Source organism: Autumnicola lenta, from assembly GCF_031846515.1.
In the GTDB taxonomy this organism is placed as follows: domain Bacteria; phylum Bacteroidota; class Bacteroidia; order Flavobacteriales; family Flavobacteriaceae; genus Autumnicola; species Autumnicola lenta.
The window spans coordinates 92,612-112,873 of record NZ_JAVRHO010000013.1 but is presented as its reverse complement, the minus strand read 5'-3'; the positions used below and the strand labels follow the sequence as shown (position 1 = coordinate 112,873).

Here is a 20,262-nt window from a genome sequence, read left to right as displayed (position 1 = left end):
TTAGCAATTATTTTATGATATTTTGTTTATAGATCATCTTCTTTTTATAACCGGAATGATTTTCTGTATAAATATAAAATATTATTTTTCATTATTAGTCCAAATTATCCTTTTGCGTCTTAGTAGATTATGACCTATTTTAGCTCAAAACAATCCCTGTTGCGGTCACTATTTTTTCTTTTGTTTCTCCTATCCGGTGCGCTCCTTTCCCAGGAGTTACCTCCGGTAATTAATTACGGTCCTAACGATTATGGAGCCGAGAATCAAAACTGGATGATTGGCCAGGATGATGCCAAAAATCTATATTTTGCAAATGGTGCAGGATTACTGCAGTTTACCGGGGAGAAATGGAACCTTTACCCGGTACCTAACAAAACGGTTGTACGATCTCTTAAGGTAATTGGAGAGAGGATCTATACCGGCGCTTACATGGAAGTGGGGTACTGGGAAAAAAATGATTTGGGTGTGCTGGAATATACCAGCCTGGTAGAGCGATTTACGGAAGATATCCAGGACGGGGAACAGTTTTGGGATATTGAATACAGCGATGGTGTTGTTATCTTTCGCAGCTTCCGTGGGATTTATCTTCACAGTCCCGGGGCAGACAATATTGCCATTTTACGAAATGATGCCGGTCAACCAGTAACGAATCTTTTTAAAGTAGCGGATAAAATTTTCTTTCAGAAGGCACAGACAGGTATTTACACTATTGAAAAAGGGCTACCAGAGCAGGTAATTCCGTATTCTGCGCTGGGAGAAATTGAAATTATGCAGATTTTCCCACGGGATGGGAATTTGGAACTGGTAACGGCTATGGGAAATTTCTATAGTTGGAATGGTCAGGAACTTGAAAGGGTTTTGGAAGATTTAAGTACTAAGATCAAAAATGCGGGATTACTTTCGGCGTTAAAACTTTCCGATGATAGTATGGTGCTGGGAACTGTGGGCGAGGGAATTTATCATGTATCAGAAGATGGTGAGATCCTGAGTCATTTTGATCAGGAAAACGTACTTCTCAATAATACCGCGCTTGATCTCTACCTCGATGATGCGCAAAATGTTTGGGTGGGTCTGGATAATGGGATAAGTGTTTTGAACCTGGATTCCACTTTTCGTCTATTTCAGGATAATACCGGAAAAATAGGATCGGTTTACTGTTCCTTTCAAAATGACGATTATCTCTACCTGGGAACAAATCAGGGGCTTTACTACAAGAAACCCGAAGACACCGAATTTACTTTTATAGAAGGAACTAACGGGCAGGTGTGGAGTTTGCAAATGGAAGGTGACTATCTTTTTTGCGGACATAACAACGGGACCTACCTTGTAAACGGAAACAGAGCTGAAAGGATATCAGAACGTCTTGGTACCTGGCTGGTAAAGGAAATTGAGAATAAACCGGGATATTTTATCCAGGGACATTATAATGGCATCAGCTTCTTAAGAGATACGCCTGGAGGAATTGAAGACTTACCTATGCTTGATAATTTTCCTCATTCTTCAAAGTTTATTGAAATGGACGATGACGGTGATATCTGGATTAGTAATGAACATAAAGGTGTGTTTAAATTGACAATAAGTGATGCGCTGGATAGCATTGTGAACAGTCAAAATTATGTAATTGATGAATCCACAGGAATAACGTCAAGTATTTTTAAGTTCAATGATACGCTTTACTATTCTTCCAAAAATCGTATTCTCCAATATACCGGGGGAGCAGACGATTTTCTTCCAAATAGTACACTTGCTAAGGTATTGGAGGATACAGAGAGGATATCCGGAAGAATAATTAATGACGAAAATGGTAAAATTTGGGGGTTCGCCAAGAACTCCATATTTAACGTAAGTCTTGCCAGTTTAAGTGGTAAATACGAACTTAATGAGATCTACCTGTCTAAAGGGTTTCGCAATATAACTTCAGGTTACGAGAACATCACCAGACTTAAGGATACAGAGTATATCCTGGGTATTGCCGACGGCTATGTTAAATTTAATAAAGTAGAAAGTACTATACACGATTATGAGGTGCGCATGGATCAGATCTCTATGTCTGCGCTAGATGAGGCTGCTCGATTGGTTGCCATGGATGGTAGCAGTCCTTTTGATTATAAAACCAATAATATTAATTTTTACTTTAGTGTTCCTGTCTTCAAGAAATTTCTCACTCCGGTATATAGCTACAGGCTTTTGGGCCAAAGTAACATGTGGAGTGAATGGGATGAGGCTGCCCATGCAGGATTTAAAAATCTTTCCTTTGGGAATTACACTTTCGAAGTAAGGGCAAGGGTGGGGGCTAGAATTGCTGATCCACTTACCTATAGTTTTGATATTGCTCGCCCCTGGTATTGGAGCTACACTGCTATTATACTCTATTTTTTGATTTTGTTAATCTTGCTTTACCTGGTCCATATTTTCTATAAGCGAAGACATCAGAAGTTTATCGAAGAGAATGAAAAAGCACTAAGGATGAAGAATCTGGAAGCACAGCAAAAAATAATCAAGCTGGAGAACGAACGACTGGAGCAGGATATGGTAAATAAGAACAGGGAACTTGCAGTTTCGACAATGAGTCTTATCAAAAAAAATGAGTTTCTTTCCAGCATCAAAAAACAGTTACAGAAATCTGAATCGGCTAAAGTAAAGTCGGTCATCAGGACAATAGATAAGGATATAAGTGAAGAAGATAATTGGAAATTCTTTAAAAAAGCATTTAGTAACGCAGATAAGGATTTCTTCAGAAAGATTAAGGCAAAACATCCGGAACTTACCTCCAACGATTTGAAACTTTGCGCTTATCTAAGATTAAATCTGTCATCAAAAGAAATCGCTCCCCTTCTAAATATTTCAGTAAAGAGTGTGGAGATTAAACGATATCGTTTGCGAAAAAAGATGGATTTAGATCATGAAACAAATTTGACCGATTATATTCTTGCTTTATGACCTTTACATAACGCATTAATAACTCTACATTACCTATACAAAAATTTAAATTATTGGTTAGTAGCGGAATATGTGCAAAGTTCGTTATTCCCTGTAAAGGGCTGTTCTTATTGCAATCTTCGCATTATACTACGTCAAAAATTGCTAAATACTCAGCATGTAGATTTTTTGTAAAGGTTACTTTACTACTCTCATAAGGATTTGTTAATATATTTGAGAGAACAATTTTAATAACAAATCACATGAAGAAATCTACTTGTCTTTTAATAATTATATTTCTAAGCGGGCTAATTACGGCTCAAGCGCAATCCTATTCGGTTAGCGGAACTGTGGTCGATGAAAACAATGTACCTTTATTAGGTGTAAATGTAATTGTAAAAGGAGAATCACGCGGAACAACAACCGATTTTGACGGTAATTATATAGTTGATGATATCTCAACAGGAGATGTTTTAGAATTTAGTTATTTAGGCTTTATTGCTCAGGAAGTCACAGTTTCCAGCCAACAGACAATTGACGTGCAATTAATAACTGATTCAGAAGCACTGGATGAAGTTGTTGTGGTGGGGTACGGAACACAAAGAAAAAGTAATGTTGTAGGTTCTGTAAGTAGTGTTGAAGTAGATGAAGCCACCGCCATACCTACCACCAATGTTTCCGAAATGCTGAGAGGAAGGGCAGCGGGTGTGCAAGTGAACCTGGGGAGTGCGAGACCGGGAGGAGAATCCAACATTGTAATACGAGGAAATGTTTCTGTTGCACCAAACGGTAATTCACCATTAATTATAGTAGATGGATTACCCTTTGATAATTTAAATGATGTAGCACCTAGTGATATCGCCAGCATTGAAATCCTAAAAGACGCTGCTTCAACCGCCATTTATGGATCAAGGGCTTCAAACGGCGTAATATTGGTCACCACCAAAAGAGGTGTGGAGGGTATAACCAGGATAAATTATAATGCGTATACCACAACGCAGTCAGTTACAAAAAATTTCAACCTTTATGATGGATCACAATTTATTGATCTGAGAAGAGAGGCTAACAGGAATAGATTCACCGGCGATTATCTGAGAGATGAAAACATATTCAGTCCCTTTGAATTGGAAACCATTGAGAACAGGCAATTTGTCAACTGGGAAGATCTTGTTTTAAGAGAAGGGGTAATTCAGTCTCATTCCCTGAGCTTTTCATCAGGGACGGAGAAGACCAAAATCTTTTCAAGTTTAAATTATTTCACTCAGAATGGTATTATCCCAAATTCCAGTTATGATAGAGGTACCTTCAAATTAAACCTGGAACATCAAATAACCGATAAATTGACTTTCAGAGGTATATTTAATTATCAAAATGCTACTCAGGATCAGGAAACAGGTGGGTTAAACTTCACTACCATTACACCATTAGCGAGACCATTTGACGAGAATGGCGAACTAGTGAAATTTTATTTGGGGAATTCTATAACGGCTGTAAATCCATTGTGGGATCAAAGAGAGTCCACGGATGAAAGTAAAATAAACTTAACAGATGTCAACCTGAACCTTACCTACAACTTTACTCCATTTTTAAGTTATACACTAAATACATTTCTCAGAAATAGAAACACTAATAGAGGTATATACCGCTCATCGTTACATTCCGCGGGAGATGAAGGAATAGATGGCATTGGCGTTCTGGCGAACACTTTATTCAAACAGGTTTTAGTTGAGAATATAGTAAATTATAATCCACAGATCAATGATGATCATAGTTTAGAAATTACCGGGGTTCAGGCCTTTGATGAACAGGAAAATCAATTTACTCAAATTGACAAATCAGGATTTACTAATGATGCCCTGGGGTATAATGGTAATGCTACAACCTTACTGGCCAATGTCAGAAACGTTTCACAAAGAAGACTTCTATCCTTTCTGGCGCGGGTGCGTTACAGCTACTTAAACAGGTACCTGCTTGAAGCTACTGCGCGGGCAGATGGGGCTTCCGTATTTGCAGCCAATAATAAATGGGGATACTTTCCTGCTGTTTCCTTTGCATGGAAAATGCACGAAGAACCCTTTTTAGAAGCTGTAGAATCGATAAACGAGATGAAATTCCGGGTAAGTTACGGAGCCACAGGAAATCAGGGGATTAATTCCCTTGAATCTTTAGGGGTTGCCAATGACAGACCCTATGTTTTTAATGGCCAGACTGTGGGTGGATCCACGGCCTCCTCCCGTTTGCCAAACCCTAATCTAAAATGGGAAACTACTACAACCTTTAATGCAGGAGTCGATTTTAGATTATTCAATAATCTTTTTGATGGTACCGTAGAATATTATAAAGCAAATACCACAGATCTTTTGTTAGATCGATCTATTGCGGGAACAACCGGTTTCAATGTTATCCGTTTTAATGTAGGAGAATTGCAGAACGAAGGTTTTGAAGCATCTTTAAATTCTAACTTTATTAGCACGGAGAACTTTCGATGGACGCTGGGCCTGATCTTTTCTAAAAACAGGAATGAGATCATTTCCCTTACCGGTGAGACCGATGATAATGGAAACCCGATAGATATTACAGATAGTTCTGGGAGAAGACTTTCTATTGGTCAATCTATTAACAACATCTGGCTGCCGAAATATGACGGTATCTATCAGGTAGGAGATGATATTGCGGGGTCAGGGAACCCCCTGGCACAACCTGGAGATGTAAGGGTGGTAGACCAGGATGGGAACGGACAAATAGATGACCGTGATAACGTGTTTATTAATACAGATCCGGACTGGTACGGTTCCATTACTAATACATTTAATTATAAGAATTTCGAACTTTTTGCCGATGTGTATTTCGTTCAGGGTGCAACTCGATTGAATAGTGTTCTGGCGAATGGAGAGCTTTGGAAAGGAGCAATTAATGGAATAAGAACTAAATACTATACTCCGGAATTTCCATCCACACAATATCCAAGACCAAAACCTGATACTCACCTACATCTGTTTCCTTTTGCTGTACGTGACGCCTCTTATATTCGCTTAAGAACCTTAACCTTGGGCTACAATTTGCCGAATAATGCCCTTTCCAAGATAGGGATTGATAAGTTGAAAATTTATGCCACCGGTAACAATTTATTGACCTTTACTGATTTTAGATCTTATAGTCCTGAACAGGATCTATTAAGTAATGGTGGTACGTCGTTTCCCGAGACCAGAGATATTACCATTGGAACCAATATTACATTTTAAGTAAACGTGTTATAAGCCACCTATTCTTGGAACTAAAATTGTAATTTAATCCAAATTGGGCCAGTTAAACAAATTAAATAGCAACAGATGAAAATTATAAAAAGTTATTTGTTATCGAAAAAGTTTTTTGTAATACTTATTGCATTAACGTTTTCTACGTCATGCCAGGACGATTTCCTGGAAGATAAATTGTTATCTGATACTTCCGTAGACTTTCTGTATTCCTCTCCTGAAGGATTGGAGTCAGCGGTAGTAGGACTTTATGCCTTAAACAGAACTATCTACGAAGATCTCAGCCTTAACGGTGCCTTTCCGTTGATCTTGCAGGCCAAGAGTGATCTATCTGTAGGAATAACCGGGGAGGCTTCGCTTTACAGCAGGCTTTTATGGGGTGCAAGCCTGGGTGACTATGGAACAGCTTCAGGAATCAATGCCTATTGGGTAACCTATTATAGAATCATAGACCGGGCGAACGCCATTATTCGTGGAGCTGAGAATTTAACTGATGTTGATGAGGACAGAAGAAATCAGATTTTGGCAGAAGCAAAAGCCATGCGTGCCAATTCTTATTTTATCTTATACAGACTTTTCAATAATATATTCATCACCACAGAACCTACCACACCGGAAAATGCATTTGATGTGCCTCAGGATAAATCTTCTGAAGAAGAAATCTTTTCATTATTAAGGTCAGACCTGGATTTTGCCATTGAAAACCTTGATTACAGTCCTGAAGAATTCGGCAGATGGAGCCAGGGTGCTGCAAGGCATTTACGTGCCAAGGTTGCGATTTGGCAAGAGGATTACAGCGAAGCGGCCGCACAAGCTGATGCGGTTATAAACAGTGGTAATCACAGTTTGACCACTACTGAGCAGGTTTTTGCTGGAGATCTGAATCATTCCGAAACTTTATTTGCGGTGAACTTTGAGTTTCAGACCATTGGAGGAGGTGGTCCACATATTTTAAACTGGAACATGGTATCTTCCTATGCAGAAGCCCCTGGCCTGGTGCAATCTGTTGAAAACGGAGGAGCAGCAGCAGGTTTTATTTCATTAAATAAATATGTGATTGACCTTCTTAATGATGATCCAAATGATGAAAGGAGGGACGGTACCTACTACATTTTTGAATACGAATATAATGATGAGTCCGGGCTTCCCCCAGGTAAGGAACTAGGTGAGCCACTGGACTTATATGAGAATAGTGAAACAGATCAAAATGAATTTATGTTGTATTACCGCAGGCAAAATCCGGGAGTATTAAAGTTTTTTGATGCAACCGTGGAGCCTACTGACAGAAATCATTTTAAGAACATTATGATTTATCGACTTGCTGAGACCTATCTCATTGGCGCTGAAGCCTACATGATGCTGGGGAATAACTCAAAAGCATTAGAATACCTAAATGCCGTAAGAACAAGAGCCAATACAGATCCCGCATCTGAGATAAATCTGCAGGCCATTCTCGACGAAAGGGCAAGAGAGTTAGCTTTTGAAGGGCAGCGTTGGTATACACTTAAGCGTACAGGAAAATTATACGAATTCCTTCTGGATCATATGAATAATGATAATATGAACGAATCTTATCCTGAGGGAAATCCAAAAAATATATTGAGAGAATATATGGAAAACTGGCCTATTCCTCAGCAACAAATAGATCTGTTGGGACCAAACTATCCCCAAAATGAAGGCTATAATTAAGAGTTGATGATATAAGGTAACTAAAAATATAAGAAATGAAACGGAATAGTATAATACAGAATATTCAGAATTTTAATTTATCTCTGATACGGCTCCTTCTCCTCTTCGGTGTATTCAGCATAATAAGTTCCTGTGAGACGGAAGATGATATACCACCTGAATCTGCCTATGTTGAGCCTGAACCTGAAGTTCCCGGGGAAGGTTGTACTGATGAAGTTATGGTCCCCGACCAGACCGACCTGGCCGAAGGAATAGACTTTGAATGCGGGACGCCAGATACAGGCTTTTTTGGAGAAGCTGCTGGTTCTATAACCATTGAGCCCGCTGATAATCCTGATAAGGAAGGAATTAATACTTCTGATAAGGTAATGATGGTTACCCAAACTGAAGGAGTGGAAGGCTGGGCCGGATTTTTCTTTGATGTGACTAGCAAAATTGATCTTTCTGAAAAGCAAACCATTAAACTCAAAGTATATTCTCCGGCTGCGGGACAAAACATTAACCTGAAACTGGAAGACAGTTCAGATGGAACCATTTCAAAAGAAGTCACTATGACTTCAACAGTTGCCGACGAGTGGGAAGAGATTTCATTTGCCTTTTCTCCCAGCGATTCCGATAAATTTGACAGAATGGTGCTATTCTTTAATTTCAACGGCGATAAGGATGCCACTACAGTACATTATTTTGATGATATAGTTCTGGCTGAAGGTGGTTCTACGGAGGAGCCGGTGAGTGATTCAGAGCCAACCAGTACGGCTACTGATCCTAATGTGGATGAGGATAAGGTAATATCTCTTTTCAGCGATGTGTACACAAATGTCACAGTAGATACATGGCGTACCGAATGGTCTGATGCCACTCTTGAGGACATCACCGTAAATGAGAATAATGTAAAAAAATACAGCGATTTAAATTTTGTGGGTATCGAGACCGTTGCGACTCCCATTGATGCCAGTGCCATGAGTCATTTCCATGTAGATATCTGGACTGCCAACGCTACAGAATTCAGAATCAAATTGGTCGATTTTGGAGCTGATGGTGCTTTTGACGGAGGAGATGATGTTGAACATGAAATCGTAATTTCGAATCCGGCACAACAGGAATGGGTTGAAGTGGATATATCACTTTCCGATTTTACAGGACTTACCACGAAAGAAAACATTGGACAGCTGATATTTGCTGCAAGTCCATCAGGGCAGAACACCATTTATATAGACAATGTGTATTTCTATGATAGTTCAGGGATATTGAACGAGCCGGTATCTGCGGCTCCAACACCTACGGCTGATGCAGAAGTACAATCAATATTTAGTGATGCCTATACAAATCCAACTGGAGTAAATTACTATCCAGACTGGGGACAGTCTACTTCTTTTGAGATAATAGACTTTGGTGGTAATGCAGTGATAAAATATGGAAATGTTAATTACGAGGGGATAGATTTTGGAGAAGCTATAGATCTAACTTCCTATACAACATTAAAAATAGATGTGTGGTCTGCAGATTATACTTCCATTCCAATTTTCTTGATTAGCACTGGATCTGGAGAGAGATCAGTTAGTTTAGATGTAATTCCAAACCAGTGGAATACTCTGGAAATTCCATTGGAAGACTTCATAAGTCAGGGACTTGATGTTAGCGACATATTCCAGATCAAGTTTGATGTTCAGCCAGATACCGGAGGTAGTTTTTTTATAGATAACCTGTATTTCTCAAATGAAACAGGTGACGGTGGTACTGATGGAGAAGGCTCAGCCGGAACTCTTGGTTTTCCCTTAGATTTTGATGGTTCAGTAGACTATGCTTCTAAAACGAGTGGTGTTGCATTTGAAGTAGTAGTAAATCAAAACCAATCTGGGATTAACTCAACAGACACTAAAGTAGGCGCAGTTACTAATAATGGTCAGCAATATGAAGCGTTGACAGTTGTTCTTGATGAGGCAATAGACTTTTCAGGTTCTAATAAAACTATAACTATGAAAGTTTATTCTGAAACCGCTTATCCTGTTCTATTTAAGTTAGAAACTGGTGTGAATGGAGAAAGAGCTAATGAAGTAGAAGTAGATCATGGTGGTACAGGATGGGAAGAATTAACGTTTGACTTTGCAAACAATGCGATAAAAAGTTATGTGGATGGTGACCCAGATAACGGAGCTGCTTTTGTTCCAGTTGGGCAATATGATTCATTTTCTATTTTCTTAGATTTTGCGGGAACTACTGCAGGTACCTTCTATATTGATGATATCGAACAGAATTAGAAAAGAAACACTGTCCAATATTTAAAATTATTAATTTTTTGATCATCAGAACCCTGGTAGTTAGCTGCCAGGAAGATGATCTTGACCTGAAAACCATCAGGGTACTCAAACACTGTAAATACAGATTAGTGCATACGTAAAATATGCTTAAAATTAACTATGAAAATGACAAAAAACAACCCTTTTTACAGTTTTAAATCTATGAGCTTCATATATATTTCTTGCTTCCTGCTATTATTTTTCAATTCCTGTAGTACGGGGGATTCAGATTTAAAAACAGGCGTTTCAAATTTACAGGTAGAGGTTTCCTTAGCCGGGGCTAGCGAGCAGCAGCCTAATGGAGATGGTTCAGGAGTGGTGCAGGTGACTGCTACCGCCAACAATGCGGTGAGATACGCTTTTCGTTTTGACAGCGGAGATGTGCAGGAAAGCACTTCAGGTACAATGGAATACATATTTTCTGAAGAAGGAACACACACTACAAATGTCGTTGTCTGGGCCTATTCAGAATCGGGAGAATTCATAAATGAAACGGTGGATTTCACCGTTTTTAAATCTGATGCACAATTCACAAAGCTGGTTTTCTCTGATGAATTTGAAAGCGAAGGAAGTCTGGAGGAAGAAAAATGGCATCATCAGGTCATTCCACCAAATAATGGCAGCTGGCACAATGGCGAATTACAACATTACACAGCCCGTACCGAAAACTCCTTTGTGAGTGATGGCACTTTAAAGATTAAGGCCATCAAAGAGCAATATACATATGGTGCTTCCACTAAATCTTACACCTCTGCCCGCTTGAATTCTAAATTTGCCTTTACTTTCGGCCGGGTTGAAGTCCGAGCTAAACTTCCCGAAGCGGCGGGTACCTGGCCGGCAATCTGGACTTTAGGTGCAAATTGTAACGAAACCGGTAGTTACTTTGAAGGCCAGTATGGAAGTGGACAGTGGCCTGGTTGTGGTGAAATTGACATAATGGAACAAACGGGGTGGAACAAAAATGAAATTATATCCCATTTTCATTGGGGAGACCGTAATACCGGGGAATACAAAAACATAGGAGGTACGTTGCCAGTTGCAAATACAGCCGGTGAATTTCATGTATATTCCATGGAATGGACCGATAGCAGCATTAAAACTTTTGTAGACGGGGAATTAGTCTACGAACTACCCAACTCTTCAGAAAAACCATACGATCATCCGCACTATTTATTGCTGAATATTGCACTTGGTGGAAATCTGGGTGGTGAAGTTCCGGAGAACTTTACAGAAGCTATTTTTGAAATCGATTATGTAAAAGTCTTTCAATAGATAGTATTTGTACAATTATAATTTCCTGGCGTGTCTGCTCAAAATTTTTTCCAAATAATCATGAAGAAATTTTTTAATACTTAAATATCTCTTTTATCTGGCACTCTTGAAACACTTGTTTTTCAGGTTAATTCTATCTTTTAATATAATTTATATGAAACAATTTTTTTTAAAAACCTTCCTGGCGCTCACGTTAATTTTCAGCGGAAATATATACGCTCAGGATATACCAGTAAGAACGGGAACAGACACACTTTTCTATGATGATTTCTCCGGAAGTTCCCTGAACAGGGAGAAATGGAATGTCATTGGAACCGATTTTTGGGTAAATAACGAACAGCAGATTTATGTAGATTCCACCGCAACTATTTACACTGTGGACGGGGCCGATGCAAAGGGAGTCGAAAATGCATTAATGCTTAAAGCTCATTACAGCCCCAACTATATAACTTTTCGTGGAAATAATTTTGATTTTATTTCGGGTAGGATTGATACCCGTGACAAAGTAATGTTTACCTATGGTACTGCTGCTGCCAGAATGAAGCTTCCAAAAGGTTCCGGATTTTGGCCTGCTTTCTGGGCACTGGGCGGGGGTAGTTGGCCAGAAACCGGAGAGATTGATATTATGGAATATGTGGGGGAGACCGATTGGATAGGGGTTGCCCTGCACGGACCGGAATATTCCGGAGAGACTCCGCTGGTTAACAAATACTTCTTCCCTGAAGGTGAAGATGTGACCGACTGGCATGTGTATTCTATTGATTGGACGCCTGATAAAATTGATTTTAAAGTTGATGGCAGGTTGACCTATCGGGTTACAAAACCTATGGCAGAGCATTACGGGAATTGGGCTTTTGATAATTCAAAATTTCTTATTCTCAATCTTGCTTTAGGCGGTGCGTATCCGTACAAAACTAATGGAGTGGAAAAACCTTATAATGGTATTCCTGCATCAACAGTAGAACTTATAAAAGAAGGAAAAGCAGAAGTCCTAATCGACTGGGTTTTAATAAGAAAATAAAGAGTTTTGATTAGCCAAAGTTCATCCTCTAAATACCGTTTTTGAGGAGGATCTGTGAGAGTTGCTTCAGCCATGCCTGAAAATTTACCAAATGTAGTATTCCGCACTCCAGATGGAAAGACGGCAGAAATTACTCAGAATAAAAATTCAAATATAGAGAGGGGCGTTTTTTAAATTCTCATAGATGATGTTAGTTTTCTTCTTGACGCCCCCTTTTCTATACTTAATATCAAATCATGAAAAAATGTTTTATCCTTATGTCGTTCCTTCTTTCGGGAGGGTTTGGCCTACAGGCCCAAAATAGTGAAATTCCAAGCTCTGTTAAAGACGTCGAAACCAAAGTAGATTCCATTCTGTTTATGATGACGCTGGAGGAAAAGGTGGGGCAGCTGGTGCAGTATAACGGCAGCTGGGACCTTACCGGCCCCGCTTCAGAAATGGGCAATAAAGAAAAGGAAGAGCGCCTTAAGAAAGGACTGGTAGGTGCTATGTTAAATGTGCTTTCGGTAGAAGCTACAAGAGAAGCGCAGAAGCTGGTGATGGAAAATTCCAGGATTAAAATTCCGCTTATTTTTGGTTATGATGTGATACATGGTTATAAAACAATTTTTCCTGTTCCGCTTGGGGAAACTGCAAGCTGGGATTTGGAAGCGATGGAAAAGTCAGCGCGGATTGCTGCAATAGAATCTGTGGCCAATGGCGTAAACTGGACATTTTCGCCCATGATAGATGTGTCTCGGGATGCGCGTTGGGGAAGGATTATGGAAGGTTCTGGCGAAGACCCTTATCTCACCTCTTTGGTCGCTGTTGCGAAAGTAAAAGGTTACCAGGGAGATGATCTTGCCGATAGTACCACGATTGCGGCCACTGCAAAACACTTTGCAGGCTATGGTTTTGCTGAAGCCGGCAGGGATTACAATACCGTAAATGTGGGGAAGTATGAGCTTCATAATTTTATTTTGCCTCCGTTTAAAGCTGCGGCAGATGCCGGAGTGGCAACTTTTATGAACTCGTTTAATACTATAGATGGTACGCCCGCTACAGGCAGCAAAATGTTACAACGCGATATCTTGAAGGACGATTGGAACTGGAACGGATTTGTGGTTTCAGACTGGGGTTCTATTACAGAAATGATCTATCACGGTTTTGCAAAAGATAAAAAACATGCTGCTGAAATTGCCCTAAAAGCCGGAAGTGATATGGATATGGAAGGCGGCGCTTACGAAGCCGGGCTTCTGGATTTGGTGGAAGAAGGCAAAATAGACGAAAATCTTATTGATGATGCGGTAAAAAGGATTTTGCGCGTAAAGTTTAAAATGGGACTTTTTGAAGATCCCTATCGCTATTCCAATCCTGAACTGGCAGAACAAATTTCCTATGAAGAGCATAAAGAAGTGGCACGTGATATCGCAAGAAAATCCATAGTGTTGCTGAAGAATGAAGATGATATGCTGCCCATAAAAAGTGCAGTGCAAAATATTGCAATTATCGGCCCGCTGGCAGCAGACAAAGACACGCCTATAGGAAACTGGAGGGCACAGGGAGAAGCAAATTCCGCGGTTTCTGTATTGGAAGGAATCAAAGCTGCCGCCGGGAAAAATGTAAATATTTCTTATGCTTAAGGTGCCGCGCTTGGAACCGGGGAACGGAGTTTTTTGATGCCCCTGGAAATAAATGAAACTGATAAATCTGGTTTTCCAGACGCTGTTTCCAAAGCTGAAGATGCAGATCTGGTGATCATGGTGCTGGGTGAAGATGCTTTCCAGAGTGGTGAAGGACGGAGTCAGGCGAAAATTGGACTGGCAGGGCTTCAGCAGGAATTGCTGGAAGAAATCTATAAAGTCAATAAAAATATTGCTTTGGTATTGATTAATGGCAGGCCGTTGGAAATTACATGGGCTGCAGAAAATATTCCGGCTATTGTTGAAGCATGGCAGCTTGGTTCAGAAAGTGGAAATGCTATTGCCGATGTGCTTTTTGGGAAGTATAATCCTTCAGGGAAACTTCCGGTTTCCTTTCCAAAGGCAGTGGGGCAGGAGCCGCTATATTACAATCAGCAAAATACGGGAAGACCGTATAGTGAACAGCATGTAACATTTTCCAGTTATACAGATATTGGGAAGGAGGCGCTTTATCCGTTCGGCTTCGGATTAAGTTACACCGATTTTGAATATGGGGAAATATCCCTTTCCGCAGAAGAAATGAGTGCCAATAAAGAAATCACACTAAGTGTGCCGGTGACCAATTCCGGAGATGTGGCGGGTAAAGAAGTTGTGCAGTTATACCTGCGTGATCTTGTTGCCAGTAAATCCAGGCCGGTAAAGGAGTTGAAAGGCTTCGAGATGATAGAGCTGAACCCCGGAGAAACAAAAACTGTCGAATTTAGTATTGATGAAGAAATGCTGAGGTTCTATAATGCAAGCAAACAATGGGAATCTGAATCAGGCGATTTTGAAGTCTTCGTCGGTGGAAATTCGAGAGATCTTAAAAAGGCAGCATTTACGCTTAACAAATAAATCCCTTTTTGTTTCAGAGAGCGGAGTCTTAATTCGGACTTTGCTCTGAGACATTGTTTTAAAATTATTAATCGATTAGAAATGAATAACATGATTAGAAAAATTACAGGTTTGCTGTTTTTAATGATTCCGGTTCTTATAAATGCTCAGGAAGTGATTTTTGAAGAAAATTTTGATGGGAATGAGCTAAATATGGACAATTGGAGCTATGAAGAAGGCGATGGGTGCCCCGATCTCTGTGGTTGGGGAAATAACGAGCGGCAAATTTACAACCGGGATTATGTTGCGGTTGAAGATGGAAACCTGGTGATAGAAGCTGTTAAAGAAGGGGAGAAATACTACTCCGGAAAAATTATTTCTAAAGATAAAGTCGAATTTCAGTATGGCGAAATAGAAGTAAGGGTAAACGTTCCGCAAGGGCAGGGGATTTGGCCTGCTTTCTGGATGTTGGGGCATGATATTAATGAAGTAAGCTGGCCTGCTTCAGGAGAAATTGATATTATGGAGTATGTGGGTCGCGAGCCAAATACAGTCTATACCACGCTGCACTATCCCGCCCACCACGGGGAAAATGCAAGCTCTAAAAAGACAAATATCGACAACATAGAAGACGGTTACCATATATTTAAGGCGGTCTGGACTGCCGATAATATCGAATTTTTTGTGGATGGTACTTCGGTTTACAATTTTATTCCGGAGAAATATGATGCAGAACATTATCCCTTCAGAAAGCCGTTCTATTTCCTGATAAACATGGCTGTGGGCGGCAATTTTGGTGGCCCCGAAGTAGATGATTCTATTTTTCCGAAGAAATATTATGTAGATTACATCAAGGTGACGGCGCTGGAGGAATAGTTATTTTTCCCAGGGCACTCTGGGCGATTCATAGAAGTTGAGGTTCATAATCTTGAATCTTTTATATTGCTCTCCTAAACGCACTTTATATTCTCCCCAGTCTCTAAGACTATCGGGGGACCAGCCAATTTCGGCATAACCCGGTAATCTTGGAAAAACCATATATTCCACGTCTTCTATGTCTTTAATAGTCTCTGTCCAAAGCGGGGCTTCAATTCCCACAATATCTTCTTTTGCAATTTCGGGGACAAGAGTTGCCGGGTTCCAGTTATAAGCAGAATCTACTTCAATATAAGCGGCCCAGTGAAGCCCCAGGGGAGAAAGTGAATCGTACTGCATATCCATATAGGCACGTTTGGAAGGGGACATAAGGATCTTTGCCTTTTTCTTTTTAGCTGCAATGGCGTTTTCTTCGCTGTGCCAAAATTGTGCTACAACGCCTTCTTCAATGTCTGCAGTCTGGATTTCGTCCCAGCCAATAATTTCTTTGTCGTACTTCTTTACAATTTTTTGAACCCGGTTTATAAAATAATTATAGTCTTCTTTACTGGTGGCATGGGATTCGTCACCGCCAATATGGAAGTAAGGTCCGGGCGTTATGGCAGCAATCTCGCTAATAACATCATCTATAAACTCATAAGTAATTTCCTTATTTACGCAAAGGCTGCTAAAACCAACTTCAATGCCTGTATAAAGTTCGGGAGCGTTATCATCGCAGTTCAGTTGCGGATAAGAGGCTAGGGCAGCGTTGGTATGCCCCGGCATATCAATTTCAGGGATAACGGTGATATAATGCTTTTGTGCATAGGCGACAATTTCTTTGTAATCCTCCTGGGTATAAAATCCGCCTTCGGTATCGCCAACTTCCCTGGACCCGCCAATGCTGGTAAGTTTTGGCCATTTTTTGATTTCTATGCGCCAGCCCTGGTCATCACTTAAATGCAGGTGCAGTTTATTCATTTTATAGGCAGCAAGAAAGTCGATATATTGTTTTACCTCATTTACACTGAAAAAGTGCCGGGAAACATCCAGCATGGCACCCCGGTAGGAATATTGCGGATGATCTTCAATTTTTCCTGAAGACACATTCCATTCGATATTCTGAACCTTGTCACTTTCAATTTCCGGCGGAAGGAGCTGTCGCAGGGTCTGGATTCCGCGGAACAAACCTTCGGGAGTAGAGGCCTGTAAATGCACATTTTCGACTGTAACTTCCAAAGTATAAGCTTCGGGTTTCTGAAATTGAGAATTTTCACTGAGGCTTAAGAGAATATTTCCGGAGTTTTTATTTTCTTCAGAATTTTGCTTTACCGGAAGCTCAAAACCCGTTGCAGGGCTTAAAAATTCAGATAAATAGCTGGCAACAGACCTCATTTCTTCTTCATCTTCAGAAATAAGAATAACAGTTTCAGGAGTAATTGTAAAATTTCCTTCATAGTTCTCTATCTGTATGGGAATGGGAATAAGGCTCTCTTTAGACATGTCTTTTTCATTAAAGTTACGGGAGGAAAATGCAAGTGTCAAAAAAAGTGCAAGGCCAAAAATGGCAATTATCGTATTCCTGATGAGGAATTGCTTCTTGTTGAGGTTTTTATTATCCATTCTTAGCTGAAGTTTATTTCCAGTATATTTTGTTTGGTTATCTGGAGGCTAGTTGATTGGTGAAAACCTCAATGCCCGGTCTTCCCGGGCATTGAAGCTGTTGGATTTATCTTTTAAACTGCACTTGCCTTTATTTAGTCACCAGTTTGTTCTGAAGATAATCAAAACTTTGTTCCAGGCTCTGGTAGGGCTCCATTTCAAAATTTTCCTGTTCGATGATAAGGTGTTTTGCGCCTGCCTCTTCAGTATATTTAAAGATTTCCTTATAATCTACAGTGCCGCTTCCAATTTCGGTATTTAGCTCCGGCTGCTGCTTATCCATATCCTTTACATGCCACAATGGGAACCTTCCAGGATACTTTTTAAACAATGCCGCCGGTTCTATTCCTGCTCTTACGACCCAGTAAATATCCATTTCAAAATAAACCAGGTCTTTATCTGTATTCTCCAAAAAGATTTTATAACCGTTTTGTCCATTATAATCGTCAAATTCGAAAGCATGATTGTGATAAGCGAATTTTAAGCCTTCTTTCTTACACATTTCCCCGGCAGTGTTCAGTTTATCGGCAATCCTTTTATAGTGATCTACAGAGTTCCGCAGGTTATCGGCAATATATGGTGCAATAACATATTCCTGGTCCAGTTTATTGGCTACTTCCAGGATGTAATTTAACTCGTCTTTTGTGCCGTCTTTTTCCAGAAAGGGATCTATTCCGTAGTGTCCACTCGGGGTTTCTATGCCATTTTGCTCAAGGATGTTCTTGAATTTCTCTACGCTTAGCCCCCAGAAACCGTTATCTTTGGAATAGCCATAGGTTTCGGCTTCCTTAAAGCCTATTTCGGCTAATTTTTGAATTGTTCCTTTCACGTCATTCCCAATAGTTTCACGTAAAGAGTAAAGCTGTAATCCCAAAGGTTGCATGCCGGAATTGGCAAATATCGTACTAGGTAAAAGTGTGGTGGCTGCCAGTGCAAGTCCTGATTGTTTGAGAAAGGTTCTTCTATGTATCATAGTTTAGTTTTTAAGATTGATTAAATGAAAACTTTAGAATTTACTCTAAATAGCTGAAACTGTTTTTAAATAGAGCTGAAATTTTTAAGTGGCTTTTTCCATACTTCGGAATTTACCGGCCTTGAACTGTTCCACAGCATGATTTGCAGCCCGGGCCGTAATTGCCATATAAGTTAACGAAGGATTTTGCGAAGCCGAAGATGCCATGCACGCACCATCTGTTACGTACACATTTGGAACGGTATGGACCTGGTTATTTCCGTTTAAGACAGATGTTTTTGGATCCCGTCCCATTCTTGCAGTTCCCATTTCGTGGATTCCGTTTCCGGGGAAACAGGGATCCTCGTAGCCCTGTACATCTTTAAAACCGGCCGCTTTTAGCATTGCTATGGCCTGTTCCTGTGCATCTTTGCGCATCGCCATTTCATTTTCTTTATACTCGCAACCAAAAGTTACCGTTGGAAGGCCCCATTTGTCTGGTTTGTCATAATTCAGCATCATTTTATTTTCATGGTAAGGAAGGCATTCCCCAAAACAGTTCACACCTATTTGCCAGTCCCCGGGTTTTTGCAGCGCTTCTTTAAGGTCTTTGCCATAGCTCATTTCACCAATGGCACTTGTCCAGTCTGTCCTGCTGGCACCACCCTGCATTCCGTATCCGCGAAGGAATTTATCTGTTTTACTTTTTTCATCTACATTTCTAAATCGCGGTACAAAAAAGCCTGCAGGTTTGCGGCCTTTGTAGTAATCTTCTTCATGCCTGTCTGATACTGCACTTGCGCCTACTTTAAAATGGTGATCCATCAAGTTATGCCCCAGTTCACCGCTGTCATTTCCCAGGCCGTTGGGAAAACGGTCAGACTTTGATTGCATGAGAATGGAAGCAGAAGGGATAGCGCCGGCACAACAAAAGATCACATCTGCATAAAATTCCAGTTTCTCTTTGGTTTCGGCATCTATTACCCTTACTCCCGTAGCTTTTTCCAATTGTTCATCATAAATAATTTCGTAAACAATAGAATTTGGTCTTAAGGTAGTATTTCCAGTGCGTTCTGCAGCTGGAAGGGTAGAAGAGTTACTGCTAAAATATGCTCCATAGGGACAGCCTCTAATACACCTGTTTCTATACTGGCAAGGGCCACGCCCTTCTCGTCCGGAAGGATCGGTAAGGTTGGCTGCCCTACTATTAATTACTTTACGGTCATCATAATTTGCTGCTACACCATCTTTCAAATCCTGTTCAACACAATTTAGTGGCAATTCCGGAGTAAAAATACTATCGGGTAATTGGGGGAGGCCCTCTGCCTTACCACTAATACCAACATATTTTTCAACTTTTTCATACCACGGTACCAGGTCTTTATATCTTATTGGCCAGTCTACTCCATAGCCGTCGTTCTTGTTTGCTTCAAAATCCAGGTCGCTCCATCTAAAAGACATACGGGCCCACATAAGCGATTTGCCGCCCACATGGTAGCCCCTAATCCAATCGAACCGCTTTTCCTCGTTATAAGGATGATCTATATCATCCACAAACCAATGCTTGCTGGCGTCGTTAATGGTATACCCTGTACGGGCCTGTTTGGACTGCCTTTTTAACTCTTCGCGCGTAACCCTTCCTTTATATTTATAATCCCAGGGATCATCGTTCATAGTAGGATAATCCTCTACATGTTTTACCATGCGACCTCTCTCTAAAACAAGGGTACTCAGCCCTCCTTCAGATAATTCTTTAGATGCCCATCCTCCTGTAATTCCGGTACCAATGACTATTGCATCATACCTGTTTTCTGAAGCGGGGCTTATTCTCTTGTTCTTCATTGGG

The 20,262-nt window shown here is 40.4% G+C and carries 11 protein-coding genes and 1 pseudogene; 9 read left to right on the top strand and 3 right to left on the bottom strand.

Annotation, left to right across the window (positions count from 1 at the left end; translation table 11 throughout):
* Window positions 1-159: 159 nt before the first annotated feature.
* From RM545_RS10720 to RM545_RS10680, 9 genes and pseudogenes are all read left to right on the top strand, one after another.
* On the top strand, window positions 160-2,940 hold the full coding sequence (locus RM545_RS10720; RefSeq protein ID WP_311495273.1) for a LuxR C-terminal-related transcriptional regulator: 2,781 nt from the start codon (window positions 160-162) through the stop codon (window positions 2,938-2,940).
* A gap of 242 nt (window positions 2,941-3,182) precedes the next feature.
* A complete protein-coding gene (locus tag RM545_RS10715) occupies window positions 3,183-6,161 on the top strand; it encodes a SusC/RagA family TonB-linked outer membrane protein (RefSeq protein WP_311495272.1) in 2,979 nt (992 codons plus the stop codon).
* Between the two features lie 87 nt (window positions 6,162-6,248).
* Window positions 6,249-7,862 (top strand): RagB/SusD family nutrient uptake outer membrane protein, encoded by a 1,614-nt coding sequence (locus tag RM545_RS10710; protein ID WP_311495271.1) that lies wholly within the window; start codon window positions 6,249-6,251, stop codon window positions 7,860-7,862.
* A gap of 35 nt (window positions 7,863-7,897) precedes the next feature.
* Entirely contained in the window at window positions 7,898-10,120 is a 2,223-nt protein-coding gene (locus tag RM545_RS10705; protein WP_311495270.1) for a carbohydrate binding domain-containing protein, read from the top strand.
* A 165-nt stretch (window positions 10,121-10,285) separates the two neighbouring features.
* The gene (locus tag RM545_RS10700) at window positions 10,286-11,431 is read left to right on the top strand and encodes a glycoside hydrolase family 16 protein (protein ID WP_311495269.1); all 1,146 of its coding nucleotides are present in this window, start codon (window positions 10,286-10,288) and stop codon (window positions 11,429-11,431) included.
* A gap of 154 nt (window positions 11,432-11,585) precedes the next feature.
* A complete protein-coding gene (locus RM545_RS10695) occupies window positions 11,586-12,452 on the top strand; it encodes a glycoside hydrolase family 16 protein (protein WP_311495268.1) in 867 nt (288 codons plus the stop codon).
* A gap of 54 nt (window positions 12,453-12,506) precedes the next feature.
* Window positions 12,507-12,626: a hypothetical protein gene (locus RM545_RS17635; protein WP_432264582.1), complete on the top strand. Its 120-nt coding sequence runs from the start codon at window positions 12,507-12,509 to the stop codon at window positions 12,624-12,626.
* Window positions 12,627-12,688: 62 nt separating this feature from the next.
* Window positions 12,689-14,968 (top strand): annotated as a pseudogene (bglX, locus tag RM545_RS10690) (beta-glucosidase BglX).
* Between the two features lie 90 nt (window positions 14,969-15,058).
* Window positions 15,059-15,823, top strand: coding sequence for a glycoside hydrolase family 16 protein (locus RM545_RS10680; protein ID WP_311495265.1), 765 nt, complete (start codon window positions 15,059-15,061; stop codon window positions 15,821-15,823).
* Here RM545_RS10680 and RM545_RS10675 read toward each other — a convergent pair whose 3' ends face one another.
* The 3 genes from RM545_RS10675 to RM545_RS10665 form a co-directional block, all read right to left on the bottom strand.
* Window positions 15,824-17,425 carry a beta-N-acetylhexosaminidase gene (locus RM545_RS10675; protein ID WP_311495264.1) on the bottom strand — a complete coding sequence of 534 codons (1,602 nt, stop codon included), beginning with the start codon at window positions 17,423-17,425 and terminating at the stop codon, window positions 15,824-15,826.
* Between the two features lie 130 nt (window positions 17,426-17,555).
* The gene (locus RM545_RS10670) at window positions 17,556-18,437 is read right to left on the bottom strand and encodes a TIM barrel protein (RefSeq protein WP_311495263.1); all 882 of its coding nucleotides are present in this window, start codon (window positions 18,435-18,437) and stop codon (window positions 17,556-17,558) included.
* Between the two features lie 84 nt (window positions 18,438-18,521).
* Window positions 18,522-20,258: a GMC oxidoreductase gene (locus RM545_RS10665; protein ID WP_311495262.1), complete on the bottom strand. Its 1,737-nt coding sequence runs from the start codon at window positions 20,256-20,258 to the stop codon at window positions 18,522-18,524.
* Between the last annotated feature and the right edge of the window lie 4 nt (window positions 20,259-20,262).

What these genes read in the sequence shown, in the direction of transcription:
- RM545_RS10715 (WP_311495272.1), top strand. Translation starts at nt 3,183, where the DNA reads ATGAAGAAATCTACTTGTCTTTTAATAATTATATTTCTAAGCGGGCTA.
- RM545_RS10710 (WP_311495271.1), top strand. Translation starts at nt 6,249, where the DNA reads ATGAAAATTATAAAAAGTTATTTGTTATCGAAAAAGTTTTTTGTAATA.
- RM545_RS10705 (WP_311495270.1), top strand. Translation starts at nt 7,898, where the DNA reads ATGAAACGGAATAGTATAATACAGAATATTCAGAATTTTAATTTATCT.
- RM545_RS10700 (WP_311495269.1), top strand. Translation starts at nt 10,286, where the DNA reads ATGACAAAAAACAACCCTTTTTACAGTTTTAAATCTATGAGCTTCATA.
- RM545_RS10695 (WP_311495268.1), top strand. Translation starts at nt 11,586, where the DNA reads ATGAAACAATTTTTTTTAAAAACCTTCCTGGCGCTCACGTTAATTTTC.
- RM545_RS10680 (WP_311495265.1), top strand. Translation starts at nt 15,059, where the DNA reads ATGATTAGAAAAATTACAGGTTTGCTGTTTTTAATGATTCCGGTTCTT.
- RM545_RS10675 (WP_311495264.1), bottom strand. Translation starts at nt 17,425, where the DNA reads ATGGATAATAAAAACCTCAACAAGAAGCAATTCCTCATCAGGAATACG.
- RM545_RS10670 (WP_311495263.1), bottom strand. Translation starts at nt 18,437, where the DNA reads ATGATACATAGAAGAACCTTTCTCAAACAATCAGGACTTGCACTGGCA.
- RM545_RS10665 (WP_311495262.1), bottom strand. Translation starts at nt 20,258, where the DNA reads ATGAAGAACAAGAGAATAAGCCCCGCTTCAGAAAACAGGTATGATGCA.